The following is a 26200-nucleotide window of genomic DNA, read 5'->3' as shown; positions in this document are numbered from 1 at the left end:
GCGCGATCGAGAGGCCAGATGTTGGCGTCGATCGCGCGTCAACATAGAACATCTCGGCGGTAATGTGACGGTCGCCTCCGCCAATTATCAAGCCGCGATCATCAGGCGCCGCCGCATCCGGCTTAGGCCGGCTGCGCGCAGTTGTTTACCCCGGTGTCTTTTCAAATCCTCATTCTCCTCATGTGACAGCTGGCCGAAAGCTCGTCCGATACACCGGGACTCGCGCCGAGGAGGGGGCATCCATTATGAGCTCAGTCTTGCGAACTTGGGATGGCTTGGACGGAATCATCGACACGACGCAGATGATCCCGCCGGCGTCCGGCCATCCGGCTCTCCCCGCTCTCCTCGCCGAAGCAAAGATCAAAATCATTGCATTCCGTGCAGATCGGCGTGGTACACATCACCAGACCGTCATCTTCGCATAGCGTGCGATAGAAGAAGCGCTTCCAGCGCATGTTCTTGGTGTTGCGAGCCGCCAGCGGCCCGAAATGGCGCATTAGGAGGCGGGACAATTCGTCCCGCTTCCGCAGACCGAGATCTTCCCACAAGTGATTAGGCTCCATGGCGCGCCGCGCGATCATCGTCGCGAGCCAGCCGCCGACCTCGCCATGGGTGGAACGTTGCGCAAGCAGGAGGTCGCGCACCATAATCGTCTCGTCAGGAGCCGGTAACGCGGGCTGTTCGCGCCAGGTACAACTCCTGACCGGGGTGGATGGGAAGTATTGCACCAAGAGCGCATCGAGCTCCTGGTTAGTCAAGCCAGCCCGTTCGGGAAGTTGGCCGCCATCCATAGCGGATGCGGCGAGAACGCAAGCGAGCACATGGCGATCGAAATCGTCATCGTCGCTGATGTCGACTTCTGTTGGATGGCGCCCGGTCAGAAGCCCGTAGAGCTCACTTGCATCGCGCTGCTCGGCGATGTGAGCTGCTGATACAGGAGATGACATCGTATCGGCCAATTTGCTTTGTGTGCCAATCATGAAGGTCCCCCAGCTTCTGAGTGGACGACGTCGGCCTTCCCCCGGTCGAGAAGGCCGACAACATGAACTATGCCGAAACAGCGGCGAGCTCGGCGGCAGTCTTGCCGACCAGGCTCTCGTCGACGGGCTTGATGATGCCGTGCTCCATGAGCATATCCTCGAGCTCGTCCATGCTGATTGGCGTCGGGATGGCGCCTTGTCCAGCATTATTGTGGATCTTGGTCGCGAGATTGCGATAGTGATCCGCCTGCTTGGACTCTGGCGCGTATTCCAGCACAGTCATGCGGCGCAGCTCCGCGTGCTGCACGACATTGTCGCGCGGCACGAAGTAGATCAGCCGGCTGCCGAGCTTCTTGGCAAGAGCATCTGCAAGCTCCAGCTCCTTGTCGGTCTGCCGCTCGTTGCAGATCAGGCCGCCGAGGCGCACGCCGCCGGAATTCGCATACTTCAGAATACCCTTGGAGATGTTGTTGGCGGCATACATCGCCATCATCTCGCCGGACATCACGATGTAGATTTCCTGTGCCTTATTCTCGCGGATAGGCATCGCGAAACCGCCGCAGACGACGTCGCCGAGCACGTCGTAAGAGACGTAGTCGATGTCCTCATAGGCGCCATTCTCCTCCAGAAAGTTGATCGAAGTGATCACGCCTCTTCCGGCGCACCCGACCCCCGGCTCTGGACCGCCGGACTCGACGCATCGAATGTCCTTGTAGCCGAGCTTGATGACGTCCTCGATTTCGAGGTCCTCAACGCTGCCGGCATTCGCCGCCAGACTCAGAATGGTGTCCTGCGCTTTGGCGTGCAGGATGAGGCGAGTCGAGTCCGCTTTGGGATCGCAGCCGACGATGAGAATCCTTTGGCCCAGCTCAGCAAGAGCCGCCAGCGTATTTTGCGACGTTGTCGATTTACCGATGCCACCCTTGCCATAAAACGCGATTTGTCTCAGCGAAGACATGTTGCTCTCCATCAACCGATTGCCAATTTTTCGCGCCGAACGCGCGAGACTGTTTCTCTCTCAGAAACGTGGGCACACGGGTTTCGGGAAGGAGGCCATCGCTCGCCATCGGCGTCGGCGTGCCCTCAGCCCTTACTCGTTGTTGCTGCATCCAGTTAGCAACTGGCGTGCCATTCGTTCGCACGTGCGTTAAGCATCTGACTAGGCTCGACTAATAGCGCAGCGTCCGAGACCGGATGCTGTGGCGGACCCGACAGCGGCAAGGGCTCTGAGAGAAACCCGACAAAGCCCGGCGCGTGGATTCCACTACGAGTGTCGGGCGAAAGAGCGCGGAACGGGGAATGCCGGGCCGTAAGCCCGAGACAATGAGGAGACCACACGGTGCAGATGGGGTTCGAGGACACCGCCATCATCAAAGGCGAATGTTCCACGACCGGCATGATGGGTACTTGCCGTCAGATCGGGTGGCATATCGCTTGCTTTGCCAGTCGCGGAACGCTGTTTTCCGTGTGACGCGATGTTGTGAGGACAATATGCCTGGAATTGGAAGTAAGTTGCCGCCCTTCGACATCACAGGCGTGAAGCCCGGCTTTCACCTGCAAGAGGAGAACGGGCAGAGCGCCTTCGAGACGCTGACTGAGAGGAGTTTCCCCGGAAAATGGAAAGTCATCTTCTTTTACCCGAAGGATTTCACATTCGTCTGCCCAACCGAAATCGCTGAGTTTGCTCGCCTGTCCAAGCATTTCGCCGATCGCGATGCAATCGTGCTTGGTGGCTCGACCGATAACGAGTTCTGCAAGCTCGCCTGGCGGCGTGAGCACAAGGATCTGCACCGTCTATCAACCTGGCAGTTTGCCGACACCAAGGGCGCACTGGTCGATGGCCTTGGACTGCGATCGCGTGATAGCATCGCGCATCGCTACACCTTCATCGCCGATCCTGAGAACACGATCCAGCATGTCTATGCGACAAGCCTCAATGTCGGCCGCAGCCCGACGGACACGTTACGCGTTCTGGATGCGATACAGACTGATGAGCTCTGCCCTTGCAACCGCGAAATCGGCGGCGACACGCTTAAAATTGCCTGAGGCAACATATCGAAAGTGCAGCAAGGAGCAGCTCCCGCATTCGAAGGACGTCAGATTCAATCGTTTGTCGGATACCAGATGAGACGATCTTACCGCAAATGCGGCCTGCTGCTAGCGAGTGCGGCCCGCAATTCAATTCTCATTGCCGCCATGGAGTCTGCCGCGGCCGCCGCGCTGTCCGCGCGCGGCAGTCGCGGCGGCGAATCGACGGCCTCGATGATGACGATGAACAATGTTCAGTACCGTTTTGCTCACCTCACAACAAATCCCGCATACAAGAGGATGCCGGCGCGGCTCCGCATGAACATACAAAATACTTGTACGCTTCTGCGCCTGCTGGACGCACATCTCCTGCCGGAGTACCTTTATATTGTCGCCGTAGGCCGGACCGCGGCTATTCCCTTCCGCCTTGCCGGCCGGCAGCATCATCAGAGCGATCTGCGTCAGCCAAAGGCCGCTAATGCTGTAGGCCGACGATGCCGGCGCCCACGGACTCGGAAAAAATGGTGCCAAGCTCCCTCTTCGGGGCAACTAGATTCCAGTCGCCGCGCCTCGAGAAGGGTGGAGGCAGAGGGAGATGGCTCAGCGCCGAATGACGTCTACCGGCCGAGATGATGATCCGCCGGCACGCTCGCGGACCGTATTTCCGGGCTCGGTAAATCTATATTCACCGATGTAAGCCGCACTATGAGACGAACGAGTCGGGTTTATCAGCTCCTGATTGAAACCATGACACTCGACGAGGTTTAGGCCAAGTGAGCCGGTCTATCGGGAAATCGGTCAGCTCGTTCATCGCGCGAGCTGTCCCTCGGGCCCAGGGACCTGAAACGATCAGGTGGCCCGGCGGTCGTAAGCCGCCTGGCCGTCTCGATCATCACGCCGGTCGATTTCCGAACATTGACGCGTATCTTAGCGCTGGTGACCCAAGCCAATCCCCAAGGTACGTGCTTTCTGTCTTAGAGAGCCCTCGGATCGCTTCATAAGCTTTGAAACCCTAGCTACGGGGGTGCGGGCCTTTGAGTGCGCTTTGAGCAGCTTGACGTCATCCTTACTATACTCTTTGCGCTTGGTGCTTTTTGCCACGTGTTCTCCGATTTCGCTTTGCACATCTGCCTGTAGCGTCTTGTTTTTGGCGAAGACGCAACTGCTTCCCATTACCATATCAATGGTCATCGACAACTATTCAAGCGGATTTTTCTCTTCGAGATAAGAACTGGAACTACACGCGAATTTGTCCTCTGTCCTCTGGATCTTTATCCGTGTGACAAACCCGATTTTCGACGCGCACGTCAGCCCCTTCAACATGGAAGCAAGCCATAGAGAAGGGACGCTCGATGCGTCTTCGAAAAACAACTCGAAAAGCGCTTCTTGCTTGAATGCGCCGACTTCACTCACCAATTTAGTAGTATGATATTTCCAGGCGCCAATACTATTGATGGAGTAGCGCGGATCGGCCGGGACAGTCGCACTGCCTCACTTGCGCGCGCATCATCAACCGGCCTTCACGGCGAGTGCACGGCGTTACCGCGCGAAGAGCAAACGTCTTCTCCTATTTTCTGAAGTCCTGCGGATTTAAGGGCGAGTACTCACAAAGGCAAATCTTGCAATGCCTGGGCGTTACTCCACGTCAGCTGATCGAGCACGGCTCGCTCATCCAAATTTGATCTACCGCAGTATCCTTGGTTAATAAGCCACGTTGAGATACCTAGGCAATTCCGCCCTCAGCGAACACTTCTGCGAGACCATCGCCTGCCCCCGTCTCATGGACCCGATGAACGAGCCGAGCGACCTGATCGTGATATTTCCCGGGCCGGGCACTACGGCATAGCAAACAACCCGCGGGCCTAGCCGTCCTGTGTGAGCTTGGCACTGGCAGGCGATTGCTTGATCATGACTTGCCAGAGCGCATGGCCAGCACAATGCCGGTGGCGCGCTGCGGATCATTCGTGATCTGTACACAGTGACCTCCACTGTCGAGCAGATGCAGGTCGAACTTTCCAACCCGGCGGAACGGACTCTGCGTCATGTCGGACGCCTCGCAACAAATCCAGGCAAGATGTGGAAATTTCTGCCGGAGCGTCAGGCAGGGCTCAGAGGCTGTATCAACAACGGCGAGCGTCTGCTCGATCTCCGTCAAGTCGCCTTCGAGCACCATCTCCACAACCCTTATTGCCAGAACAAACGTTCAGGGTCGGCGTTCAGAACCGCTGTCGCCAAGCCAAGCCGTTGATGGGTCGAATGCCACTCCCAGGCGCCCTTGCCGTGATCTTTGCGGAACAGCTGCCATGCCGCCCCAGTCCTATCGTGGTGCAGCAGCGCGACGTCGATGAGGCCGCCCTCCGCATTGATATTGCCTGAGCAGCACGGGCTCTCGACCAGATAGCCGCCAGCAACCGCTGTCACCTTTGGCGAGTCATATCGGTAGCGCTCGCGCTTCGTCAGCGCGCGGACGATCCGCCACCGGTCGAGCTCGTTGGTTGCGCGGGCAATCCGGAATGATGTCGTCTGATGATTGCGGCGTTCATTGCGCGATGTCCTAGGGCCCGTACCTAAATAGCGCCACGTGATTCCCTCTCCTGCGAGTTTTTGATTCGGGGGCGATAGAATGCGCGCGGGTTTGTTTTGGCTGAATGATCGGCAATGGGGACGTATCGAGGCAATCTTGAAGCGCTGGCCAAGCCCGGCGAAGACGGCGTCGTGCTGTCGCTCGACTCGACCTCGATTAAAGCTCACCGGTGTGCCTCCGGCGGAAAAGGGGGAGCACAATCAAGCAATCGGCCGCTCGCGCGGAGGCCGCACGACAAAAATCCATGCGCTGAGCGATCCGCTCTGCCGGCCGGTCGTCCTGCATCTGAGACCCGAGGCCAGGATGCCGATATCGCGGCGGCGCCCGATGTTCTGGCGCTCGCGCCGCCGATCCCCAACAAATCCAACCGCGTCGTCATCCATCGCTTCAACAAACGCGCCTACAAAGGCCGAAATGTCATCGAGCGCTGCTTTTGCAGGCTCAAAGACTTCCGCCGTATCGCCACCCGATACGACAAGCTCGCCCGGAATTCTTGGCCACTGTTCATCTCGCCGCTCTCGTCGCATATTGGCTCAATTGAATCTGGACCCTAGAAGTTGCTCCAGGTCGCGGATCGCGCGGCCGACCCGCCGATGCCACAGACGCCACTTCACGGCTCTGATGTCCCTGTCGATGGTTGGAAGCGCTTCAAAGGGGCCTGATCGGGATCGTACGATGTGATCGGCGATCTGCTGCATGGGCTGGATCTTCATGGCAATATGAAACCAGTCGATGATGTGGGTCGTTGTTTTCGGCATGGCGCGGGGCAGCCGCTTTAGGATTTCGGCCCCGTCCGAGATCACCGTCACATCCCCAAAGCCGCGATATCCGACTTCCTGGCGAGAGTGAAGAGCACAATCGCGGATTGCCTGCTGGTCGGTGCTGCCGGTGACGAAATAGCGATCGCCCCTTTGTCCCCGTCCCCCGCGGCCGCATCTGGCCACGACGAGCTCGAAATTTCGCGCCGAATGTTGATCAGCGCTACGAACGTGCGCCGTATCAATGCTGATGACGAACTCTTTGCGCGGATCTCCGGGAAGCTGCATCTCAAGCTGGCATCGGTCATCCGTTTGGGACCTCGCGCGCCAAGTTTCCTGCATGACCTGGTCGTCGAGCCGCTTGCCGATCCTGATGGTACGCTTGCGCACGGTCGCATGCGTCTCAGTCGGTTCAGTGGGCAGGAAATCGGCCAGCACTTCGCCGCCTGGCGGTAGGGCAGCATGCTTCCTAGCCGCGCCGTCAGTTCCATCAGCTCCCGCTCGATCGGGACAAATTTCCTTCAGCGGCGCGAAGGCACCGACCATCCCTGGATGGCATTCCCGGCACAGCATCCATCGGGGATTGCGAACCTCAACGGTGCCGCGACGGTTCGGATACGGCGTGTCGTGTAGTCCTTGGCCGGTCGGAACGTATGGCAATCCGGGCAAACCCGGCGAAGAAGGGCATACGTCTCCGCCTCATGATTCACGACCGCGTTCTGCAGCGCTGCCATGATCTTCTTGCTATCGCCGATCGACAAGCCGATGTCGCCGTCGAACAGGCTCTCCCAGCTCTTGTCTGTGCGGACCTCCTTCCGGTATGTGTCGCCAAATTCGTTCCGGCCCTCGATCGTAACCGTCCATTCCACCGCCATCGCTTTGTCTCAAAACGATGCTGATGGACTGCTCGAGCCTAACAACCCGTGTTTGACCCAGAGAAGTTACCGGTCTCCTCACGACCGACCGCGCATGACTCGGGGTCAATGTGGATCGCTACTCCTTCATTGCAATGGACTTGCACCATCTACTCCTTGCCGGTCTCCCGGCGCACCTTGTTCCGACCCCTTCAGGGGCTCAGCTCGTTCGGCGCGGCCGATCACCCCGATCAAAGCATCGACATAGGCGTCGAATGCGGCTTCACTCTCGGCTGTCCAGTCGGGCATGGCGGGGCGCTTCCCTGATCACGAAGCAGCACCCTAACAAATCCGCGACCAGCGCGAATCCCCCCGCATCCGCGACTTTCTGACTCAGTAAGACTAGGCGCCCGCCGCCGCCGGCATCAACCGGCGGGCAGATGCGCCGAGGGCAACAAGCGCGCCTGACGCAACGCCGCTAGATCGTCGTCCGTGAAGAAATCCCAAGCTGTTGATTTGGAATCCAGAAACGGCATTTTGCCGTAACTGGTTTTGCCGGAAAGCGGGCTTTTGGATCGGGATTCCTTGCAAACTTGATTTGTGATTCACTCGCCTTTGACTGCTTTGGCGAGGGGACGAGATGCGACCACGGGAGCGGTACGAGACGGGGGAGCAGGATCTTTTCCGGTCCCGGCTCGATCAGATCATCGACATGAAGCATCCGCTGGTGGCGCTGGGGCGGACGGTGGATTGGAGCTTCCTGGAGGAGCGGTTCGGCGAGGTCTACACCGATGATCCCGGGCGGCCGCCGCTGCCGACGCGCTTGATGGCGGGGCTGGCGATCCTCAAGCACACCTACGACATGTCCGACGAGGTGCTGTGCGAGCGTTGGGTCGAGAACCCCTATCACCAATACTTCTGCGGCGAGGAGTTCTTCCAGCACCGGCTGGTGTTCGATCGCTCGTCGCTGACGCGCTGGCGCAACCGCATGGGCGAGGAGCGGCTGGCTGCGCTGATCCAGGAGAGCCTGTCGGTTGCCACCAGGACCAAGGCGATCAAGCCGTCCGAGCTGTCCCGGGTGATCGTCGACACCACGGTTCAGCCCAAGAACGTGACGTTCCCCACCGATGCAAAACTTCTGAACCGGGCGCGCGAGAAGCTGGTGCAGCTGGCGAAGCGTCACGGGATGGCCTTACGCCAGTCCTATGCGCGGGTGGGCAAGCTCGCCCTGATCCAGCATCAGCGCTATGCCCACGCCAAGCAGTTCAAACGCGCCAACCGGAAGCTCAAGACGCTGCGGACCTATCTCGGCCGCGTGATCCGCGACATCGGCCGCAAGATCGAGGGCAACAGCGGGCTCGAAGCGGCATTTGCAAAGCTGCTGCCGCTGGCGCGGCGCGTCCGCGAGCAGCAACAGCGTCAACGCGGGCCGAAGGTCTATTCCCTGCACGCGCCGGAGGTCGAATGCATCGGCAAAGGCAAGGCCCACCGGCCTTACGAGTTAATGGCATGGACCACGCCCGCTCTCAGCGGCAACGTGGAGCCCGGCGGGGCAGCAGCAGGAGCGTAAGCCATGTCGAATACGAACATTGTCACAATCGGTATCGATCTCGGGAAAAACACATTCCATGTCGTTGGTCTCGATGCTACAGGCGCAATCACGCTACGGAAGAAGCGGTCGAGAAATCAGCTTGACCAGTCGCTAGGCAACGTTCCGCGTTGCCTTATCGCAATGGAGGCGTGTGCGGGCGCACATCATCTGGGGCGTAAGCTCGAGAAATTAGGCCATCAAGTACGGCTCTTGCCAGCACAGTATGTCAAACCATACCTCAAGGGTCACAAGAATGACTTTCGGGATGCTGAAGCGATCGCCGAGGCCGCGCAGCGGCCGACAATGCGGTTCGTCCCAGTGAAGTCGGCCGAACAACTTGATTTACAGGCACTCCACAGAGTTCGCAGTCGATTGGTAACGCAGAGGACGGCGGTCATCAATCAAATCCGGGGCTTTTTGCTTGAGCGAGGGCTACCAGTGCGGCAGGGCGCGGCAGCACTCCGATTGGCACTCCCCCAAATCCTCTCAATGCCTTCGGAAAGCCTGTCACCTCAGGTGGTTCGGCTCATCCAGGACTTGGCCGAGGACTGGCGCTATCTCGACCGTCGCGTCGCGTTAGTCACCAAGGAGATCAACGAGATCGCGGAGCAAGATGCGCATTGTTGCCGCCTGATGAGTGCGCCGGGCGTCGGGCCAATCATCTCAAGCGCGATCATCGCCGCGATCGGAACTGGTGATGCGTTCCAGAAGGGCCGCGACTTTGCAGCATGGCTTGGTCTGGTACCGAAACAAATCTCGACCGGTGATCGAACTATTCTCGGTCGCATATCAAGACGCGGCAACCGTTATCTACGAACACTGTTCATTCAGGGAGCCAGAGCCGTACTGCTGCAGCGCCAAACCTGGGCCAGGCACGGCTTCGGAGCCTGGCTGGAAGCAGCATCGAAGCGGCTCCATTCGAATGTACTGGTTGTTGCCTTGGCCGCAAAACTCGCGCGGATGGCCTGGAGCATGCTCGCAAAAGGCCGTGACTACGAAGCGAGTTTCCGGGGCCACGCTGCGTAGCACGTCCGACCCGGGAAGGAAGGAAAATCCCACGATCCGATCGGGAATAGCACACTATCCCGCCGAGGTTTGCGAGACGGAAAGGACGAATGGAGAAACGGTTCCACCGACACTTCTGAAGCCTGGTTCGACTCCATGGCCCTCCTTGAGGCCGGCGAGTTATTGAGGACAGAAGTGGGCGGATATCCATAATGGCTCGGGGCGACAGAGCCTCAAATCGAAGCCGGATAGATTGGCGCAAACCGCTTCACCCAATGTCGATTCCTCTTGCAATGCGGGCGTGGTCCATAGATCGGCGTCAAAGTCTCCGTTGCCACCACGATCAGCCGCGCCAAGGGCGGCCAGTTCGTCACCCATGTGAAGGCGTTGCCCGGCAATCCCTATGACGGTCACACGCTGGCCACCGTGATCCCGGACATGGAGGCGCTCATCGGCAACATCATAGCGCGCCTCCTCGCCGACAAGGGATACCGCGGCCACAACGCGCCGCCCGATCACAAGTTCAGGGTCTTCATCTCCGGCCAGAAGCGAGGGGTGACGCCCAAGATCAAGCGCGAACTGCGCCGCAGGGCCGCCGTCGAACCCGTCATCGGTGATCTCAAGGCCGAGCACCGCATGGGCCGCAATTATCTCTGGTTCCGCCAGGGCGACGCCGCCAACGCCGTCCTTGCCGCTGCCGGCTACAACTTCCGTCGCCTCATCCACTGGCTCAGCCTGTTGCTGCGCCGCCAAATCCTCTCGGCTCTCACTGCTGCGGTTCAGACTGTTCCAGCCTGAAGCCAGAGTTCTTCACGGACGACTAGATCAGCCGAGCCGGCGCAGAAGCAGGCGACGGCCAACTGGCGGATGACGATCTCGAAATGCGCGACAACCGCCTCGGTGGACACCGTAGCCGCGCGCAGCACGCCGGCCGCCTGCCCGGCGATGTCCGCGCCCAGGCGGATGGCCTTGGCCACGTCGACGCCGTCGCGGATCCCGCTCGACGCGATCAGCTTCACCGTTGGCAGCGCCCGACGTACCGCCTGCACGCTGGCCGGGGTCGGAATCCCCCAATCGGCGAACGCCATCGCCACTGCACGGTCGGCGGCATCGCGGGCGCGCTCGCCCTCCACCGCGGCCCGACTGGTGCCGCCGGCGCCGGCGACATCGATCACCGCCACGCCCGCCTCGACGAGCGCACAGGCCACCGAGGCGGACAGGCGCGACCCCACTTCCTTGGCCACGATCGGCACGCCCACGCTACGCGCTGCGCGAGCGATCTGCGCCAGGACGCCGCGCCAGTCGCGGTCGCCCTCCGGCTGTACCGCTTCCTGCAGCGGATTGAGATGGACGATGAGTCCATCGGCCTCCAGCGCATCCACCGCCCGGCGCGCCAGGTCCGGGCCGTCGGCCTCGCGCAGTTGCGCGGCGCCGATATTGGCCAGCAAGGGAATGTCTGGGGCCAGGCGGCGCAGCGCGCGCGTCAGCCCCTGGGAGTTGCGGGATTGCAGGCTCACGCGCTGCGAACCGACGCACATGGCGATCCCCAAGGCTTGCGCTGCCTCGCTCAGATGCCGGTTGATGATGGCATGCCGCCGGTCATGGAGCTGATCAGCAGCGGCGCGCGCATGGTCTTGCCCAGCAGCGAGGCGCGCAGGTCGATCTGCGTCAGGTCCAACTCGGGCAATGCGCAGTGTTCGAAACGGATGGACTCCCAGCCGGCGGCGACCGTGGCCGGCGCCGTTCGCCGATCCAGCACGATGTCCAGATGGTCGTCCTTGCGCCGGCTCAGGGCGGTGTCGCTCATGCTCGCTCCATCCGTCGCATCGGGCGACGGCGTTGCGTCGGATCGGACCGACGGCAGCGCGCGCACGCCGCCGCCTCCCGCGCGTTCAGGCCGGCGCACGCTGGCCTCCCCCCGCAGCGTCGCTGCGGTAGCGGCTGGTCGAGGTCTGGTAGTACTGCGCGCGGATGGCCGCCATGGCCTCGATCAACGGTCCCCACGGCGCGGGAAAGCGTTCTTCCGCCATCACCCGGTGCAGCATGCGCGTATGGCCGGCCAGCTCGTCGTTGAGGAACTCCACCACAGGCATAGCCGGATAGCGCTGCAGCAGCAGGATCGCCGCGTTGTCGGCCTCGCCGGCCGACCTGTCCTTGTCGCGTCCATGCAGATCGTTCTGCAGGCGCCCTATCGCGGAGATGAGCCGCAGGACCTGGCGAAACGCCGGACGCGCGCGCAAGGTCGCCATGTCCAGCCCCCACAGCAACGACAGGCAACAGAACACGTTCGTGTAGGCGATCGAATCGATGCCGTTGTGCAGGTACTCGGCGTAGGACCAGCGTTCCGCCCCTGCCGCCTGCGCGTGCCCGGCGCGCAGCGCCGCGCAGTAGCACCGGGTATCGTCGAGAAGCTGAGCATAGTCGCGACGATCGTAGGCGAGCGCGGCCAGCGAAGCGCGCAGCACAGCGCAGCCCTCGAATCCGGGGAGCGCGCACGGCACGCCCTGCCCCAGCGCCTGCTCCACCGCGGCGAGCTGCTCCGGCGCGATCAGGCCAAGGTCGTTGCAATCGTCGAGCCAGAACAGCAGCGCCAGTTCGCGATAGAACGCCACGATCAGCGTTTCGTCCTGCGGATCGCGGCCGGTGCGGACGCTGGTGTCGCGCAGGCTCGGGTGGATGCGCTGCAGGATGTACTGGCCGCCCCTGACCGCTTCCATGGCATGCTCGTCGGCGAACCCGGTCAGGGAACGCCCCCACTCCAGCACCTGCTGCAGCGCGCGTTCGGTCTGGATCATGGTGCTCCTGCTCCCTCGGCCAGGACGCGCCGCCCCCAATGAAGCGCCAGCCACAACCCGGCGAGTTCGGCCACGCGCACGACCCGGGTGGGGCAATACAGTTCCTTGCCGATCCACAGCGGCGTCTGCGGCAATGCACGCGCCGCATGGCGGGCGAGCATCCACTCCAGCGCACGCGCCACCGCCTGCGCGATGCGCCGGCGCCCTGTCGGCTCTTCGCTCCCGTCCATCACGTACAACGCGAACAGCGCATAGGCGGTTTCCTCGAATGTGGACGCGCGACCGGCGCCCCAGCCGCCGCCGTCGCGCTGCGCCTGCAGCAGCGCCGCCAGCGCGCGCTCGTCGCGCCACTGGGGCTTGCCTTGCGCCAGCGCAGCGACCGCATGCGCGGTGGGATACAGCCACGAAACGTGCCATTTTTCGTTGTCCCATAGACCGTGCGGGTTGCGATTGGCCTCGACGTAGGCGCTGGTGCCGGCGGCGGGCTTTCCCAACAGTCGCAACGCATGCAGGGCATGGATGTTGGTCGACACCGAGGCATTGCGCTCGCCGGGGAAGGTGACGAACAGCTCGCCGATTTCGAAATGGCGCAACGCATTGACCGCCGGGTCGCGGCCTGCAAGGCGCAGGACGCACAACGCAACGGCGGTGTCGTCCGCATCGGCCGCGAAGTGCAAGGCCGGGCCCAGACCGCGCACGCCCAGGCGGGCGTCGAGCTGCGCGACGATCACGCGCACCGCCTCGGCGAGCGCGGGATGCGCGAACAGCCCGGCCAGATGCAGGGTGTACAGCGACCAGCATGGCTCGAACACATTGATCGGCCAGACGTTGGGAACGACACCTTCGATGCCGCTGCGCGTCGCCCGCGATGCCGCCTGCAGATACGCGTCGGCGCGCCCGACCTGCGGCGTGCTCCCCTGTGTCACGGCGTGCGCACGACACGCGGCGGTGGCCGCCGGACTGATGCCGATGCTGCCGTCGTCATCCGGGCATGCGGTGGTCGGCGACGTCCCCCAGGCTTCCCAGGAGTGCAGCAATGGATGGCCGCTCGGCAACGTCGCCGCCGCCCCCAGCTTGACCAGGCACGCTTGCCGCAACGGCAACAGCGCCGGGTGGCGCGGAAACGCCACGCCGCCCAGCAAGGATGCGGCCTCGCCGCACAACTGCGGCAGGATCAGCTCCGCGCCGATCGGCGCGTCTTCCGGCACCGCATGCGCGTAGGGATCGGGCTGGCGCTCGAGGAACCGGGTTGCAGCCTGGACTGCATCGGCAGCGCCGGGAAGAGGATCGGCACGCTGCAATGCCAGCAACGCCGCCCACGTGGGCGCATGGCGGAACAGCGGGAAGTCGGCGCTTCCCCATCCGCCGTCGGCCTGTTGCTGCGCGATGAGCCACGCGTATGCGTCCTGCCGACCGGTGACGTTGCCGTGGAACTGCAGAGCTCGCGCCGTGTCGTAGACGGAGGGACCGACGCTGCCGCCGTCGCTCATCTCGCTCAGCAGGTGGCGCAATTCGGAAAGGATCTGTTCGGACAGCGCGTTCACGCGGGATGTTCCTTCTGCAGACGGTTGACGAGAACCAGGATCGGGCAGACGCCGCGCACGTCGCCGCAGGCCCGTCGCGGCCCGGCGCATGGGCAGCGCCGGACGGCCGCCCTGCTCCGGCGCGGCGACGCGCCCCGATGCTGGCGCCGGTCCGCCGCATAGGCTTGCGCGCAGCGCGCCGTGTGCGCCGCGGCCGTGCTGGGCAACCGCTGCGATCGGCGCCGCGGACTCGGACACAGTAAGCATGCACCGCTGCCGCCGGCCGATCGCAGCGGCACAGGGCGACTCCATGCGGACGGGCGCGCTCATGCGCATGGCGCGTGCTTGAACAGATACGCGTTGGCCCGCTGCAGCATCTGCGCCAACCGTTCCGCACGTGGCCCCAGCGGGGCGATGGCCTCCCCGGCGTCGCGCAACAAATCCAGCGCGAACTGGCGCGCTGCCTGCAGCCCCATGATCGACGCGCAGGTCGGCTTCTGCGCCGCCGCGTCCTTGCCGGGGGTCTTGCCCAGCGTCGCGGTATCCGCTGTCGCGTCGATAATGTCGTCGACCACCTGCAACGCCAGGCCGAAACAGGCGGTGTAGCGATCGAGCGCACAGTACAGCGCAGCGTGCGCGGCATCCTCCGCGATGGCGCATAGCGCGCCCATGCGAACGGATGCGCGCACTAGCGCTCCGCTCTTCATCCGGTGCATCGCCACGATCCTGTCCAGCTCGACGTGCTTTCCGACCAGCGACAGATCCATGGCCTGCCCGCCTGCGGCACCCTCGGCGGACACCGCCTGCGCCAGTTCGCGCACGAGCGCGATACGGTTGTCGCCCGGCATATCCAGGCTCGCCAGGGTCAGGAAGGCGTGCGCCTGCAGCGCATCGCCGACCAGGATCGCAGTGGCTTCGCCGAACTTGACGTGCACGGTCGGAAGGCCGCGGCGAAGCACGTCGTCGTCCATCGCGGGCAGGTCGTCGTGGACCAGGGTACAGGCGTGCATCATCTCGATGGCGGCGCCGACGTTGTCGAGCATGTGCGCCGGCGTGTCGGCCAGTGCGCCGGCAGCCAGACAGAGCAAGGCGCGGGTGCGCTTCCCGCCATGCAAGGTGGCGTAGCGCATAGCCGCCATCAGCTCGGTCTCACCGTCGTCTTCGGCGCAGAGAAGACGCGCCAGCGCCTGTTCGACCCGCTTTGCGCCGTCCTGCATCCAGATCTCCGGCAGCAGCCTGCCGGATGCGCCGCGCGCCTGCGCGCCCAATCCGCCGAGCGCGGAAACGCCAGTTCGGTCGTCGTGTAGCGTGGAACCGGTCTGCATGTTGTTCATGTCCTTGTGCCTGACACGGCCACGGCGAGCGCCGAGCCGCCGCGGTGTTGCCGGCGTCGCACCGAGCGCGCGCGCCGAGTGCAGCAATGCCGCGCGTCACCGGCGCCGCTGCCTCGCCACACGGGGCACGCGAGCCAGCTCATGAGAATCCGATGCGGATTGTCATGGACGGATGTGCGGTCGGGTAATAGCGCCGGCCTTTTTCGACGCCGCTCAGCAACCGCGGCCGCACCCCGGCCTTGTGCATGGTCAGCGCCAAGGCGATGCAGAACTGCACCAGTTCCAGCCATACCAAGTGGTAGCCGATGCAGACGTGTGGGCCGGTACCGAACTGCAGCATGTCCACCGGCCGGATCGGCTCCGTGCGTTGCAGCCACCGCGCCAGGCGGAACTGATCAGGCGCCTCGTGCAGCAGCGCCGAGGTCGAGAAATGCAGCAGCGGAATGCACAGATGGGTGCCCGCGGGAATGCGCCGTTGGCCGAGTTGCAATTCCTGCAGCGCGCGACGCGGCAGGAGCGTGGTCGCCGGATGCACGCGCAGCGTCTCGCGGAACAGCGCCTCGGCGACCGGACACTGCGCAAGGTCCGCGTGCCGGGTCGGCACCGCGCCCACGCGTTGCGCCTCCTCGACCAGGGCGTCCCACAGCACAGGCTGCCGCGCCAGCTCGATCACCATCCAGGCCATCGTCGAGGCAGTGGTGTCGTGACCGGCAAGCAGCAGCAAGCGGATATTGGCGACCAGGACGTCATCGGAGAGCGCATCGTCGCTGCGATCGAAGGCGCTCACCATGTCGTTGATCAACCCGGTGCGCGCGGCATGCGCGCGCGCGTCGCGGACGAACTGGCGCAACTGCGCGTCGATCCAGTCGCGGGCGGCGCGGCCGCGCCGCAAGGGCAGTCCGGGCAGGTCGACCGGGGGCGCGACGATCAACTGCAGCAGTTGCCGGTACTTGCGATGCCATCCCGGCAGGTCCTGCGCGGGGATTCCCAGGAGGCTGAAGATGAGCTTGAGCATCAGGTCGCCGGTTTCGCGCAGGATGGTTACCTCGCCGCGGTCGCGCCACGCCTGCACCCGCGCCCGGATGGCGGGCACGAACAGGTCGCCGATGCCGGCCTGGGTCAGCCCCTTGGGCAGGAACGCCGCCTTGATCGCATCGCGCGCCTGCCGGTGCGCGCCGCCGTCCCGGGCAACCAACGTTCCGCCAAGCAATTCGGGCGCGATCTCTTCGATCAGCGCCGAGGACACGTCCTTGTGCCGGAGCAGTGCGAACGCATCCGGATCCACGCAGGTCATCAGGTGTCCGGCAGGGCCGAAATCCAGCCAGAAGTGGCTGCCCAGCGTCCGTTCCGCGCGCCGCAGCAGGCGCGGCAGGTCGCAGACGATGGCGGGAAGATGCCCGACCAGGGGGAAAGCGCCGGGCACGACCGGGATGTCGTACCGCAGCCGGTGCCGACGGTCCAGCGGGTTGAGCAGCATGTCCATCAGCAGCGCGGCGCCGCGGCCGCTTCGGCGGTGTCGCCGGCAGGCCGCGCGGCGCGGCTGTTGCCACCGTCGGCGTACGTCGGCACATGCGCCAGCATGCCGCCGTCGATGCACACGACCTGGCCGGTGATGAACGCAGCATCGTCGGAGAGCAGGAACGCCACCAGCGCGGCCACGTCCTCGGGGCGGCCGACGCGCGGCAGGAGCTGGTGCCGGCGCAGATGCCGTTGCATGCACTCGTCCAGCTTGGCGAGGAGACGCTCGGTCATGACGAGACCCGGCGCAACCGCGTTGCAGCGGATCTGCGCATGACCGTACTGGGTGGCGAGCGAGGCCGACAGCATGTTCATCGCCGCCTTCGACGCGGCGTAGGACGTCTGCGCGGTGTCACCGCTGAGCCCCTGGCACGACGACATGTTGACGATCGCGCCACCGCCGCGGGCGATCATCCGTGGGATGGCCTGCCGGCAGCAGAGCAGCGTGCCGCGCAGATTGGTCGCCATGGTCTGATCCCAGACCGCCAGGTCCAGGTCGAGGAGCGCGCGGTCGCGCGGGGTCAGATGCATGGCGCTCGCGTTGTTCACCAGCAGGTCGACCCCACCGAAGTGCCGCTCCGCCGTCTCGAACAGCGCTGCCACCGCCTGCGCATCGGCGATGTCCATGGCCAGGGCCAGCGCGTGGCCCGCTTCGGCCGCGATCTGCGCGGTGCAGGCGATGGCCGCCGAGCCATCAATGTCGGCCACCACCACTCTGCCGCCCTCGCGTGCGATGGCGAGGGCGCATGCCTTGCCGATGCCGGCGCCGGCGCCGGTCACCACGGCCACCTTGCCTTCAAACCGTGCCATCGTGTCCTCCTGGATTGCGTTGCTCGGCCTCCGCGGAGAAGGCGCAGGGTCGGCGCTGGCGCGCTCGTCATCGCCAGCGTCGCTTTCGATGACCCGAATGGCGGCGACTGGACACTGGCTTGCCGCGAGCCGCACGGCGGCGTGCAGCGCCTGCGGGACCGTCGCCACGCACACTTCGGCCACGCCGTCCGGTTCGCGCTGGCGAAAGGTGCCCGGCAGCGTCAGCACGCACTGCCCGGTGGTTCCGCACAGATCCTGGTCGACCACGACGCGCATCTCAGCCCCCCTGCGCATGCAGCCGCACCGGCAGCGCGCGGAACGTCCTAAGGAACGCGGAGGGCTCCCGGGTCGGCGGCTCGGCCAATGCCAGCGTGGGGAAGCGCACCTGGATCCGCGGCAGGCTCTCGGCCAACTGCACCCGGGCCAGTTGCGCACCGAGGCAGAAGTGGATGCCGTGGCCGAAGCTCAGCATGATCTTCCCGTCGGTCGACATGCCAGGACTGGTGCCGTAGAACCGCGCGGGATCGAAGCGGTCGGGATCGGCGAAGGCGTCCGGGTCGCGATTGCCGGCCGCGATCAGCACGCGCACGTCCGCGTTCTTCGGGATCACCACGCCGCCCAGTTCGATGTCGCGCTGGGCGATACGCGGAATGGAGCTGAACATGGCGGGCGCGTCGCAGCGCAGGACTTCTTCAACGAATGCCTCCACCCCCACGGCGTCTCCCTGCAGCCAGTGCCGCTGTTCGGGATACGCCAGCATCGCCACGACCGCATGGTCGATGGTCGCAGCAGTGGTTGCGAAGCCGCCCAGCAGCATGCCCCACAGCATGCTGATCAACTCCGCATCCGACAGCGTATCGGCATCGTCGTCGTGTGCGCCGACCAGCATCGACACGATGTCGTGGCGGGGATCGGTGCGCTTGCGCTGAATGAGGTCGCCGAAGTAGGCCTGCACCCTGGCGCTGGCCGCGTCCGCCGCGGCGAGCTGGGGATCGTTGGCGTGCGGGCTCAGGCCTTCCAGAATGGCGCCGATGCCGGCGGCGAGCCCGAACATGTCGTCCTGGGGCATGCCGAACAGTTCGGCGAAGACCAGCATGGGCAAGGCCAGCGCGAATTCCCGATGCAGGTCCACCGGATCCCCGCGCTCCAGCGCGGGCGCCATGCCGTCCAGGCGCGCTGCGACGATGCGCGCGATGCTCGGCCGCAGGTTGTCGATCTGGCGCATGGTGAAATCGCGCGAGATCAGCCGGCGCAGACGCGTATGCGTCGGTGGTTCCTTCATCGCTAGCGTGGACGCCAGCAGATTGAGTGACAGGCTGGTCGCCGCACGCGGGAAATAGCGCGCCAGTTCGCCCGGCGCCGGTCCCCGAAACGCATCGCCCGTGGCCTTGAGCGCCCAGTAGATGTCGGCGTGGCGGCTCAACAGAAAGAGGCCCGACGCCGCGCGATGCACCGGATCGTGCTCGCGCAACCACCGCATGAACGGATACGGGTCGTGGATGCACGCTGGCGACGCCAGTTCGGCGAAGGCGTCCCGGCATGCTGCCGTGGTTTCTTGCACGTCCATCTTGGTTACCTGTTGGCTGGCTGATCTGACCGGCGCGCGCCAGGCGCGCCGGCAAATTGCGGAGAACATCGCGATTCCCGGCGGCGTCCGAGCATCACCAGAGCACCGGGAACTCCTCGAACCCGCCAGTGATGATCTCCTTGCGCAACTTCAGTTCTTCGGGCGCCACGGCCAGGCGCAGCGCGGGAAAGCGCTGGAAGATCGAACCGAACACCACCTTGAGTTCCAGCCTGGCCAGCGCCACGCCGATGCAGTAGTGCGGCCCGTAGGAGAACGCCAGGTGCGGATTTTCGTCGCGTCCGATGTCGAAGATTTCCGGGTCGTCGAAATGGCGCGGATCGAACGACGTCGCCGGCAGGCCGACCAGCACCTTGCTCTCCGCGGGAATATGCACTCCCGCGATGGTCACGTCGATCCTCGGATAGCGCATGATGCCGTCCCAGCCCGCGCCCGGCGAGTACATGCGCAGGATTTCCTCCACCGCTTTGTCCGCCAGGGATGGATCGCCGACCAGGCGTTCGCGCTGTTGCGGATGGCGGAACATGGCCAGCAGGCCGAATTCGATCTGCGCGACGGTGCTCTCGTGCCCCGCCACCAGCATGCCCGCCGCCAGGCCGATCGCCTCTTCCTCGGTCGCCTTGCCCTGGTCGACCGCCGCGAGCAGATCCGTCAGCAGGTTGTCGCCCGGATCCTGGCGCTTGTCCCGCATCTTGCCGCGAATGTAGGCGCGCAGTTCTTCCCAGGCCAGGCGCGACGCGCTGCGCGGGCCGCTTTCATGCTGGTGCGTCATCACCTCGTCGGACAGCCCGGCGAAAAAGGCGTGATCCTCGTAGAGCACGCCCAGCAGCGCGCTGATGACCATGGCCGGAAGCGGAAAGGAGAGGTGGCGCCGCAGGTCGGCGGGCTGGGGCTGGGCCGCCAGCGTCTCGAACAACTGCGCGGCGATCGCCTCGACCTGCTGCGCAAGCAGCTTCATCCTGTGGTTGCTGAAGGCCGGCGCCACGATCGTGCGTAACCGGGCATGCTCGCCCCCCTCGTGCGAGACCAGCCACCCCGGCGAACCGAGAATCACCGAATCCGGGGTGAATGCCGTCGGCGGCATTCCCGCGGGCCGGAACGCCGCGTCGGACAGCGCCGCCTTGGCCTCGTCGTAGCCTGTCACCCACCAGCCTTCGTGCCCGGACGGGAAGCGCACGCGGTGGATCGGACCGTTGGCGCGTAGCGCCAACATCTCGGGCGAGGGCTCGATGTGATCGACGCGCCACATCGGCAGCGTCGGCAAGGGTTGTTCGGACATGGTGGCACTTCACTCTCTAAGCGATGGAAGGGCGGAAGGTGACCGGCAGGCGCTGCGGGCAGCGAATGACGTAAGACGGCATGTGGACGACGTCCTCCGCGGCGTAGCCCGACTCGATTATCAAGATCGGCCAACGTGTAACTGTCTAGGCATACCGCGCGGCGAGATGCAGAACTTTATCCTGCGCCTTCGAGTTCAGGATAAGGCGAGTGTGGTGGGCCTTTGAGTCGCAGCCGGCCATCAAGATTTCCTGCGCAAGGGTCGACAAGGGCGGCGAGCCTGTTTGGTAGGGGGCGGTTTCGCCGAGGCCCCTTCCCATAGAATGCTATCTGATGCGGATTTGACATTTTGCTTTTCTTTCTTCGTTCCATCGATCGCGGTGTCATCCACGAAATGAGGATGCAGTTGCTACAGCCGCTTTTGCCGCTAGGTTCTTTGCTCATCATCCCAGCAATCCGCGTGCCACGTCGAATACCGTGCTCGCCCGCATAGCGAGACTGAAACACGCATGCGCAACATGTCCGCTGGAATGGTCGCAACATATTGTCAGGTTCGCGACATCGATGCGTATCCATCTGTGACCTGCATAGAGAGGTCGAAGCCCCACATTTAAATCAACATCGAACTCTGATTAAGATGAGCAAGCACTACGATCTCGCATCGAGGTTCACAATTACGACCATCTACAAATAACCCAGGCAAAAGTGCTGGGGATCGACAAGAGTGACTTGGGTGGTACTGACCTGCCCCGGGTACGTTCCGGGGACCTGATCTTCGCTCGAAAAACTGGACAGGAGTTAATCCATGTGCCTCGCCACTCTCAAGCGTCCGGTGAAGCCGGTGAAGACCGCGTAGCGGTCACTCAGGCAGCTTTTTCGGCTCGCTTGTTTCGGTCACGCCAATTCCACGGAAGCAGTTCGTCGAGCTTTTGGGCTGGATGTGCGGCGATGCGCGCCAGGACGTCGGCGAGCCAGGCTTGAGGGTCTACGTCCTTCATCTTCGAGGTTTATGCCGACTGCCGAACTATGCCGAACGAGCTTGTTTTCCCCGAGATTCACTGTGAGCGGCGTGTAATTGGCTCGGCATAGTTTGTCTTGTGCCTCCGCTTTCAACTGCGGAGGCCAGCATATGATTGCAGAAGAGTATTTGCGCGGCAGCCACTATTTCGGCGCCTGAAGAGTGGACCCCACGGACAGCTCGTCGAACTCTACGCGGCGCTTCTCGTGAAGACGAACTCGCTGGCCACGGCACATGGCGATGCCTGAACTTGGTCTGCGGTCTCTTCAGCTGGATTAAAAGATCTGGCGTCTACGAGCACCACATGCGACCCGCTTCCAGCCGAGTGACCGCCGCTCACCTTCCTTGAGGCGCTGTAAGACGCCAGACTATGCCGAATGGAACCGGAACCACGACCGCTCGACTACCCGCAATTACGCGCAGACAACGGGCTCTTCCCAAAACCCTTCGGCATAGTTCGGCAGTCGGCATAAACAGCTTTGGACGAACCCGCTCCGCGGGAGGGTATCCGCGTTGAGCCCGGCGCATCCCCCTGAAGCCAGCCAGTGTCTCTGACCCCGGCACCACCCGCACAGCGATGTAATCCATCCAATTTCAGAAGAGCTTGCCCCTGGCAAGATGGTGTTGCTGCCCGTGCGCAGCGTCCCTCTTGCCAAGGAGTTCGCTATGACCTCGCTTCGGTTACGCATGATGGAAGATATGCAGGTCCGCAACCTGTCCCGACACACACAGGATTCTTATTTGCTGCAGGTTTCGCAGTTCGCCCGGCATTTCGCTAAATCGCCGGCTTTGCTCGGCCCGGAGGATATCCGCGCCTACCAGGTCTATTTGACGAACGAGAAGAAGCTGGCGCCACGTTCGGTGCACGTGACCGTCGCAGCGCTTCGATTCCTCTACCGCGTCACGCTCGGCCTCGATTGGGATTTCGACCAGATCATTCCGTGCCCAAAGGCGCCAAAGACACTGGCCGTCACTCTCAGCCCCGAGGAGGTGCTGCACTTCCTTGGCTGCATCGAGAGCTTCAAACACCACGCGATCCTGACGACATGCTATGCCGCCGGCCTGCGTATTTCCGAGGCGACCCGCCTGAAGCCTGAGGCTATCGACCGCCAGCGCATGGTGCTGCGCGTCGAGCAGGGCAAGGGACAGAAAGACCGCTACGTCATGCTGTCGGCCAGGTTGCTGGAGGTGCTGACGAACTATTGGTGCGCCGTGCGACCCACCGGAGCATGGATGTTTCCCGGCGCCGTTGCTGGAGAACCAATATCGACAAGCGCCGTGGATGCCACCTGCCGCAAGGCACATCGGGTGTCGAAACTCTCCAAGCCGGTGACGCCGCATTCCCTGCGGCACGCATTTGCGGTGCACCTGCTCGAAGCCGGAACAGCTCCTGCTCGGCCATCGCAGCCTGTCAACGACCGCTCAGTATCTGCGGATCGCTACCAACAAAGTCTGCGCGGCGACGAGCCCGCTTGAACTGCTGCCGCGTCCGATCCCCAACGCCTCCTCGCCGCCAGCGCCCGAACATTTCTGACGGCCAGCCTCATGGGCCGTTCAGGTCCGGAGGTCGCGGATATATTCCGTCGCTACGGTGCTGCCTGGCGAGAGCAGCACTGGGCCTCGCTATCGACCGAACAACGCGCAGCAATGACTGCCATCGAGCGCTGCCGAACGTCGGCGCTCGGACGCCATATCGAACAGTGCGACCGCTGTGGCGAACGACGGATCGCGTACAACAGCTGCCGTTCCCGCAGCTGCCCTAAGTGCCAGTGGCTCGCCCGAGCGGAATGGATCGAGGCTCGGCGGGAAGAGCTACTCGATACGCAGTATTTCCATGTCGTCTTCACCGTTCCCGACGAGATCGCCGTGATTGCCTTCCAGAATGCCGGCACGGTCTACAAGATCCTGTTCCACGCAGCCGCCGAGACGTTGCGCACCATCGCTGCCGATCGGCGACATCTCGGCGCGGAGATCGGGTTTTTCGCGGTGCTTCACACCTGGGGTCAGAATCTCAGCCATCATCCCCATCTGCACTGCGTCGTGCCCGGCGGCGGGCTGTCGCCTGACGGGAGCCGCTGGATCGCGTGCCGTCCCGGCTTCTTCATGCCAGTCGCCGTGCTCTCCGACTATTCCGGCGGCTGTTTCTCGAAGGCTTGCAAAAGGCATTCGATGGCGCGAGTTGCGATTCTTTTCGTCATTGGAACGGCTGCACGATCCCGTCGCATTCCGGCGCTATCTGGATCCCGCCCGCCAGGTCAACTGGGTGGTCTATGCCAAGCCACCATTCGCGGGCGCTGAACGGTGTTCTGGAATATGTCGGACGCTACACACACCGGGTGGCAATCGCCAACAACCGGATCGTCGATATCGAGGATGGCAAGGTACGCTTTCAGTGGAAGGACTATCGCAACGAGAACCGGCAAAAGCTAATGACGCTCGAGGCCGGGGAGTTCATCCGGCGTTTCCTCGTCCATGTCTTGCCCGAAGGATTTCAGCGCATCCGCTATTACGGTTTCATGGGCAACCGCTACCGCAAGCAAAAGCTCGCCCGCTGCCGCGAACTGCTCGGAATGCGGCAGTCCGATACGCCCGTAAAACCGAAGGAAGGACCCGATTATCGCGACAAGGTCGAGGAGCTGACCGGAGTTTCCCTGCGGGAATGTCCCTTTTGCCGTCAAGGGCAGATGGTGTGCATCGAGGTGCTCGCGCCCGCGCGCGGCATAAGGCGGTGACGATCAGGCTGTACATCGTCGCGGCACGGTCGGAGCGGCAGAACAGCCACGACTTCCGACCCAGGGCGATGCCGCATAGGGCTCGTTCGGCGTTGTTCGACAGGCAGATGCGGCCGTCGTCGAGGAAGCGGGTGAACGCACTCCAGCGCTTGAGCATATAGTCCATCGCCTTGGCGACATCGTTGCGCCGCGAGAGCCTGGCGCGTTGATCACGCATTCAGGTTTCCAAACCGGCGAACCAGGGGCGCGCTGAGCTCCTGGCGGCCGGCCCGGCGCTGTTCGGGCGTATCGCCGTTAATGCCTCGCTCGATCTCGAACAAGGCGTCGATCCGGCGGACTGCTTCCAGAGCCAGAGGCGACATCACCGCGGGCTTTTTGCCCTGCATTTTGCGGCGCGCATTCTCCGCCAGATCAGCCATCACGAAGAACAGCCGTCTGGCATGGACCCAGCATGCGGCTTCCAGGATCGGACCCGCGTTGCGGCCCGGGTTGCAGAGCTTGCCATAGCCGCCATAGCCGCCATAGGCGTGGGCCTGGAAGATGCTGCTGTAGCCGGCCAGACGGGCCTGGGGATGCTCGCCGGCACGATCGCGTGAGTAATAAAGCACTGTCCCCGGTTCGGCCTGCCCGCCAAAACGCTTATCGTCGCGCACATAGACCCAGATTCGGCCGGTTGAGCTCTTGCCTTTGGTCAGGACCGGCACGCGCAAGGATCACCCCGTATCGAGATGGCGCTCAAACTTGCTCGCTTCCCGTTCGTTCGCGATCTGTCGGGGCTTCGACTTCTCGGCCCAGCCCTCGCTGGATCCCAAGCAGATACGCGAGCTTGCGAGCGCCCGCTGGATCGCTAATGGCGAGAACGTGTTACTGCTTGGGACGCCCGAGTCAGATTCATACTGCCCATCTCGCTACCCCCTTAGAGTTGAAGCTCTTTTTGACCCGGATCGCCAGACGATGGCCGCCGGAACCGGCGCGCATGCGCCGCGCGCTTGACTTCGGGATGTTCCAGATCAACCGCTTTGATCATCCACGGTGCGCCTTTGCACAGCTGCTGCGCAGGCAAGCTCTGTTCTTCGATCAGACGGCGAACCGTCGAAGGACTGACTTTCAACGCAGTTGCAGCTTCGTCCAAAGTGACATCTCCACGCTCGGCGCGCTCGCCCTCTCGGTAGGCCGCGATGGCGTGTTGGTTGCGCAGGCTGCGAACGCGGACACGGGTCCAACTGTTGCCCCGCCCCGTCGACTTACTGGCGCGGTTGAGAACCGCGGCGATGGTGCTGTCGGGCATCTGACGCGCGAGGACACGAACGAGATCGACCATATCTGCCGCGGTGCTCCAGCGGTGCTCGCCGGTGCGGTTCTTCCTCACCTGCAATGCCGTGTGATCGCCGCCATGCCAGTGGACAATCAAGTCCAGCACCTCGTCGCGGATGCACACAACAATCTCATGGATCAAGCTTCGGATGATCCTCTTGCGCGTCGCAGCTGTTGCACCCGGACTTTCCCAAACTGAGATCGGCACCAAGCGCAAGTAATCGATCGCGATCGATGTCGCTCAACGTCATCTCCGGTGTAGCCAGCAACGTCTCGCGCTCGCCCTCAAGCTCGCGGACACGCCCGCGCGCTTCCATGGCTGCCAGCGCCGCCTGTACACCCAGCGGCTGCAGCCGCGCGATGACCTCCGCTGATGGCGCGATCCGCGCGCGTATCGCCGACGAGCGCAGTACTGTCGGGCGCTATCCATTGCCGCGGTAGCCAGATCAACCATGGTGGAGATCCGTGCATCTCATTCGGCGGTCTGCGGCTC

The 26200-nt window shown here is 63.5% G+C and carries 19 protein-coding genes and 11 pseudogenes; 9 read left to right on the top strand and 21 right to left on the bottom strand.

Features of this window, described 5'->3' with window-relative positions:
• Positions 1–251 precede the first annotated feature (251 nt).
• Both IVA95_RS19255 and nifH (IVA95_RS19250) read right to left on the bottom strand, forming a co-directional pair.
• Positions 252–947, bottom strand: a complete 696-nt coding sequence (locus IVA95_RS19255; RefSeq protein WP_247511935.1) for a nitrogen fixation protein NifQ — start codon at positions 945–947, stop codon at positions 252–254.
• A gap of 100 nt (positions 948–1047) precedes the next feature.
• Positions 1048–1938: a nitrogenase iron protein gene (gene nifH, locus IVA95_RS19250; RefSeq protein WP_026233535.1), complete on the bottom strand. Its 891-nt coding sequence runs from the start codon at positions 1936–1938 to the stop codon at positions 1048–1050.
• Positions 1939–2471: 533 nt separating this feature from the next.
• Here nifH (IVA95_RS19250) and IVA95_RS19245 point away from each other — a divergent pair.
• On the top strand, positions 2472–3026 hold the full coding sequence (locus IVA95_RS19245) for a peroxiredoxin (protein ID WP_247511934.1): 555 nt from the start codon (positions 2472–2474) through the stop codon (positions 3024–3026).
• A gap of 132 nt (positions 3027–3158) precedes the next feature.
• Here IVA95_RS19245 and IVA95_RS19240 read toward each other — a convergent pair whose 3' ends face one another.
• The 3 genes from IVA95_RS19240 to IVA95_RS19230 all read right to left on the bottom strand — a co-directional run bounded on the left by IVA95_RS19240 (position 3159) and on the right by IVA95_RS19230 (position 5429).
• Entirely contained in the window at positions 3159–3539 is a 381-nt protein-coding gene (locus tag IVA95_RS19240; RefSeq protein ID WP_247511894.1) for a hypothetical protein, read from the bottom strand.
• A gap of 1375 nt (positions 3540–4914) precedes the next feature.
• The gene (locus IVA95_RS19235; protein WP_247511893.1) at positions 4915–5181 is read right to left on the bottom strand and encodes a DUF6129 family protein; all 267 of its coding nucleotides are present in this window, start codon (positions 5179–5181) and stop codon (positions 4915–4917) included.
• Positions 5182–5192: 11 nt separating this feature from the next.
• Entirely contained in the window at positions 5193–5429 is a 237-nt protein-coding gene (locus IVA95_RS19230; protein WP_247511892.1) for a hypothetical protein, read from the bottom strand.
• 183 nt (positions 5430–5612) lie between these two features.
• Here IVA95_RS19230 and IVA95_RS19225 point away from each other — a divergent pair.
• Positions 5613–6133: pseudogene (locus tag IVA95_RS19225) on the top strand (transposase).
• On the opposite strand, the gene IVA95_RS19220 reads toward IVA95_RS19225, so the two are convergent.
• The 3 genes from IVA95_RS19220 to IVA95_RS19210 all read right to left on the bottom strand — a co-directional run bounded on the left by IVA95_RS19220 (position 6126) and on the right by IVA95_RS19210 (position 7513).
• Entirely contained in the window at positions 6126–6788 is a 663-nt protein-coding gene (locus IVA95_RS19220; protein WP_247511891.1) for a hypothetical protein, read from the bottom strand. The pseudogene IVA95_RS19225 and the gene IVA95_RS19220 sit on opposite strands and share 8 nt — an antisense overlap.
• Positions 6789–6871: 83 nt before the next feature.
• On the bottom strand, positions 6872–7225 hold the full coding sequence (locus IVA95_RS19215) for a hypothetical protein (protein WP_247511890.1): 354 nt from the start codon (positions 7223–7225) through the stop codon (positions 6872–6874).
• A 126-nt stretch (positions 7226–7351) separates the two neighbouring features.
• Entirely contained in the window at positions 7352–7513 is a 162-nt protein-coding gene (locus IVA95_RS19210) for a hypothetical protein (protein WP_247511889.1), read from the bottom strand.
• Between the two features lie 331 nt (positions 7514–7844).
• Here IVA95_RS19210 and IVA95_RS19205 point away from each other — a divergent pair.
• The 3 genes and pseudogenes from IVA95_RS19205 to IVA95_RS19195 form a co-directional block, all read left to right on the top strand.
• Positions 7845–8705: pseudogene (locus IVA95_RS19205) on the top strand (IS5 family transposase); the annotation flags it as partial.
• Between the two features lie 72 nt (positions 8706–8777).
• Positions 8778–9821, top strand: a complete 1044-nt coding sequence (locus IVA95_RS19200; RefSeq protein WP_247511888.1) for an IS110 family transposase — start codon at positions 8778–8780, stop codon at positions 9819–9821.
• Positions 9822–10115: 294 nt separating this feature from the next.
• Positions 10116–10598 (top strand): annotated as a pseudogene (locus tag IVA95_RS19195) (IS5/IS1182 family transposase); the annotation flags it as partial.
• Here the strand turns inward: IVA95_RS19195 and fni are convergent.
• From fni to IVA95_RS19145, 11 genes and pseudogenes are all read right to left on the bottom strand, one after another.
• Positions 10580–11607 (bottom strand): annotated as a pseudogene (gene fni / locus IVA95_RS19190) (type 2 isopentenyl-diphosphate Delta-isomerase). The pseudogenes IVA95_RS19195 and fni overlap by 19 nt on opposite strands.
• Before the next feature lie 85 nt (positions 11608–11692).
• A complete protein-coding gene (locus tag IVA95_RS19185) occupies positions 11693–12595 on the bottom strand; it encodes a hypothetical protein (protein WP_247511887.1) in 903 nt (300 codons plus the stop codon).
• On the bottom strand, positions 12592–14139 hold the full coding sequence (locus IVA95_RS19180; protein WP_247511886.1) for a hypothetical protein: 1548 nt from the start codon (positions 14137–14139) through the stop codon (positions 12592–12594). Before IVA95_RS19180 ends, IVA95_RS19185 begins: the two co-directional genes overlap by 4 nt.
• Positions 14140–14444: 305 nt before the next feature.
• Positions 14445–15443: a polyprenyl synthetase family protein gene (locus IVA95_RS19175; protein ID WP_247511933.1), complete on the bottom strand. Its 999-nt coding sequence runs from the start codon at positions 15441–15443 to the stop codon at positions 14445–14447.
• A gap of 148 nt (positions 15444–15591) precedes the next feature.
• On the bottom strand, positions 15592–16935 hold the full coding sequence (locus IVA95_RS19170) for a cytochrome P450 (protein ID WP_247511885.1): 1344 nt from the start codon (positions 16933–16935) through the stop codon (positions 15592–15594).
• Positions 16935–17780 carry an SDR family oxidoreductase gene (locus IVA95_RS19165; RefSeq protein WP_308200426.1) on the bottom strand — a complete coding sequence of 282 codons (846 nt, stop codon included), beginning with the start codon at positions 17778–17780 and terminating at the stop codon, positions 16935–16937. Before IVA95_RS19165 ends, IVA95_RS19170 begins: the two co-directional genes overlap by 1 nt.
• Before the next feature lie 150 nt (positions 17781–17930).
• Positions 17931–18056, bottom strand: a pseudogene (locus tag IVA95_RS39045) (ferredoxin); the annotation flags it as partial.
• A 1-nt stretch (position 18057) separates the two neighbouring features.
• The gene (locus IVA95_RS19160) at positions 18058–19347 is read right to left on the bottom strand and encodes a cytochrome P450 (RefSeq protein ID WP_247511932.1); all 1290 of its coding nucleotides are present in this window, start codon (positions 19345–19347) and stop codon (positions 18058–18060) included.
• Positions 19348–19441: 94 nt separating this feature from the next.
• The gene (locus tag IVA95_RS19155) at positions 19442–20644 is read right to left on the bottom strand and encodes a cytochrome P450 (RefSeq protein WP_247511883.1); all 1203 of its coding nucleotides are present in this window, start codon (positions 20642–20644) and stop codon (positions 19442–19444) included.
• A 154-nt stretch (positions 20645–20798) separates the two neighbouring features.
• Positions 20799–20991: pseudogene (gene nifH, locus IVA95_RS19150) on the bottom strand (nitrogenase reductase); the annotation flags it as partial.
• Positions 20992–21506: 515 nt separating this feature from the next.
• Positions 21507–21650 (bottom strand): annotated as a pseudogene (locus IVA95_RS19145) (transposase domain-containing protein); the annotation flags it as partial.
• Positions 21651–22327: 677 nt separating this feature from the next.
• Between IVA95_RS19145 and IVA95_RS19140 the strand changes: the two are divergent.
• From IVA95_RS19140 to IVA95_RS19130, 3 genes and pseudogenes are all read left to right on the top strand, one after another.
• A pseudogene (locus IVA95_RS19140) lies at positions 22328–23195 on the top strand (site-specific integrase).
• A gap of 11 nt (positions 23196–23206) precedes the next feature.
• A pseudogene (locus tag IVA95_RS19135) lies at positions 23207–23752 on the top strand (transposase zinc-binding domain-containing protein); the annotation flags it as partial.
• Positions 23746–24393, top strand: coding sequence for a transposase (locus tag IVA95_RS19130; protein ID WP_247511882.1), 648 nt, complete (start codon positions 23746–23748; stop codon positions 24391–24393). The pseudogene IVA95_RS19135 and the gene IVA95_RS19130, both read left to right, overlap by 7 nt.
• On the opposite strand, the pseudogene IVA95_RS19125 reads toward IVA95_RS19130, so the two are convergent.
• A pseudogene (locus IVA95_RS19125) lies at positions 24386–25097 on the bottom strand (IS66 family transposase); the annotation flags it as partial. The gene IVA95_RS19130 and the pseudogene IVA95_RS19125 overlap by 8 nt on opposite strands.
• Positions 25098–25112: 15 nt before the next feature.
• On the opposite strand from IVA95_RS19125, the pseudogene IVA95_RS19120 reads away from it, so the two are divergent.
• A pseudogene (locus IVA95_RS19120) lies at positions 25113–25269 on the top strand (ATP-binding protein); the annotation flags it as partial.
• 40 nt (positions 25270–25309) lie between these two features.
• Here the strand turns inward: IVA95_RS19120 and IVA95_RS19115 are convergent.
• A complete protein-coding gene (locus IVA95_RS19115; protein WP_247511881.1) occupies positions 25310–25849 on the bottom strand; it encodes a helix-turn-helix domain-containing protein in 540 nt (179 codons plus the stop codon).
• Positions 25850–26200 lie beyond the last annotated feature (351 nt).

The sequence above is a fragment of the Bradyrhizobium sp. 157 genome (genome assembly GCF_023073815.1).
In the GTDB taxonomy this organism is placed as follows: domain Bacteria; phylum Pseudomonadota; class Alphaproteobacteria; order Rhizobiales; family Xanthobacteraceae; genus Bradyrhizobium.
Note: the sequence above shows the minus strand (reverse complement) of the source record. Positions and strands in the feature narration are given on the sequence as shown.

Bases quoted from the DNA above. Each gene is read 5' to 3' on its own strand.
- IVA95_RS19255 (WP_247511935.1), bottom strand. From the start codon at position 947: ATGTCATCTCCTGTATCAGCAGCTCACATCGCCGAGCAGCGCGATGCA.
- nifH (WP_026233535.1), bottom strand. From the start codon at position 1,938: ATGTCTTCGCTGAGACAAATCGCGTTTTATGGCAAGGGTGGCATCGGT.
- IVA95_RS19245 (WP_247511934.1), top strand. From the start codon at position 2,472: ATGCCTGGAATTGGAAGTAAGTTGCCGCCCTTCGACATCACAGGCGTG.
- IVA95_RS19235 (WP_247511893.1), bottom strand. From the start codon at position 5,181: ATGGTGCTCGAAGGCGACTTGACGGAGATCGAGCAGACGCTCGCCGTT.
- IVA95_RS19215 (WP_247511890.1), bottom strand. From the start codon at position 7,225: ATGGCGGTGGAATGGACGGTTACGATCGAGGGCCGGAACGAATTTGGC.
- IVA95_RS19210 (WP_247511889.1), bottom strand. From the start codon at position 7,513: ATGCCCGACTGGACAGCCGAGAGTGAAGCCGCATTCGACGCCTATGTC.
- IVA95_RS19200 (WP_247511888.1), top strand. From the start codon at position 8,778: ATGTCGAATACGAACATTGTCACAATCGGTATCGATCTCGGGAAAAAC.
- IVA95_RS19185 (WP_247511887.1), bottom strand. From the start codon at position 12,595: ATGATCCAGACCGAACGCGCGCTGCAGCAGGTGCTGGAGTGGGGGCGT.
- IVA95_RS19175 (WP_247511933.1), bottom strand. From the start codon at position 15,443: ATGCAGACCGGTTCCACGCTACACGACGACCGAACTGGCGTTTCCGCG.
- IVA95_RS19170 (WP_247511885.1), bottom strand. From the start codon at position 16,935: ATGGACATGCTGCTCAACCCGCTGGACCGTCGGCACCGGCTGCGGTAC.
- IVA95_RS19165 (WP_308200426.1), bottom strand. From the start codon at position 17,780: ATGGCACGGTTTGAAGGCAAGGTGGCCGTGGTGACCGGCGCCGGCGCC.
- IVA95_RS19160 (WP_247511932.1), bottom strand. From the start codon at position 19,347: ATGGACGTGCAAGAAACCACGGCAGCATGCCGGGACGCCTTCGCCGAA.
- IVA95_RS19155 (WP_247511883.1), bottom strand. From the start codon at position 20,644: ATGTCCGAACAACCCTTGCCGACGCTGCCGATGTGGCGCGTCGATCAC.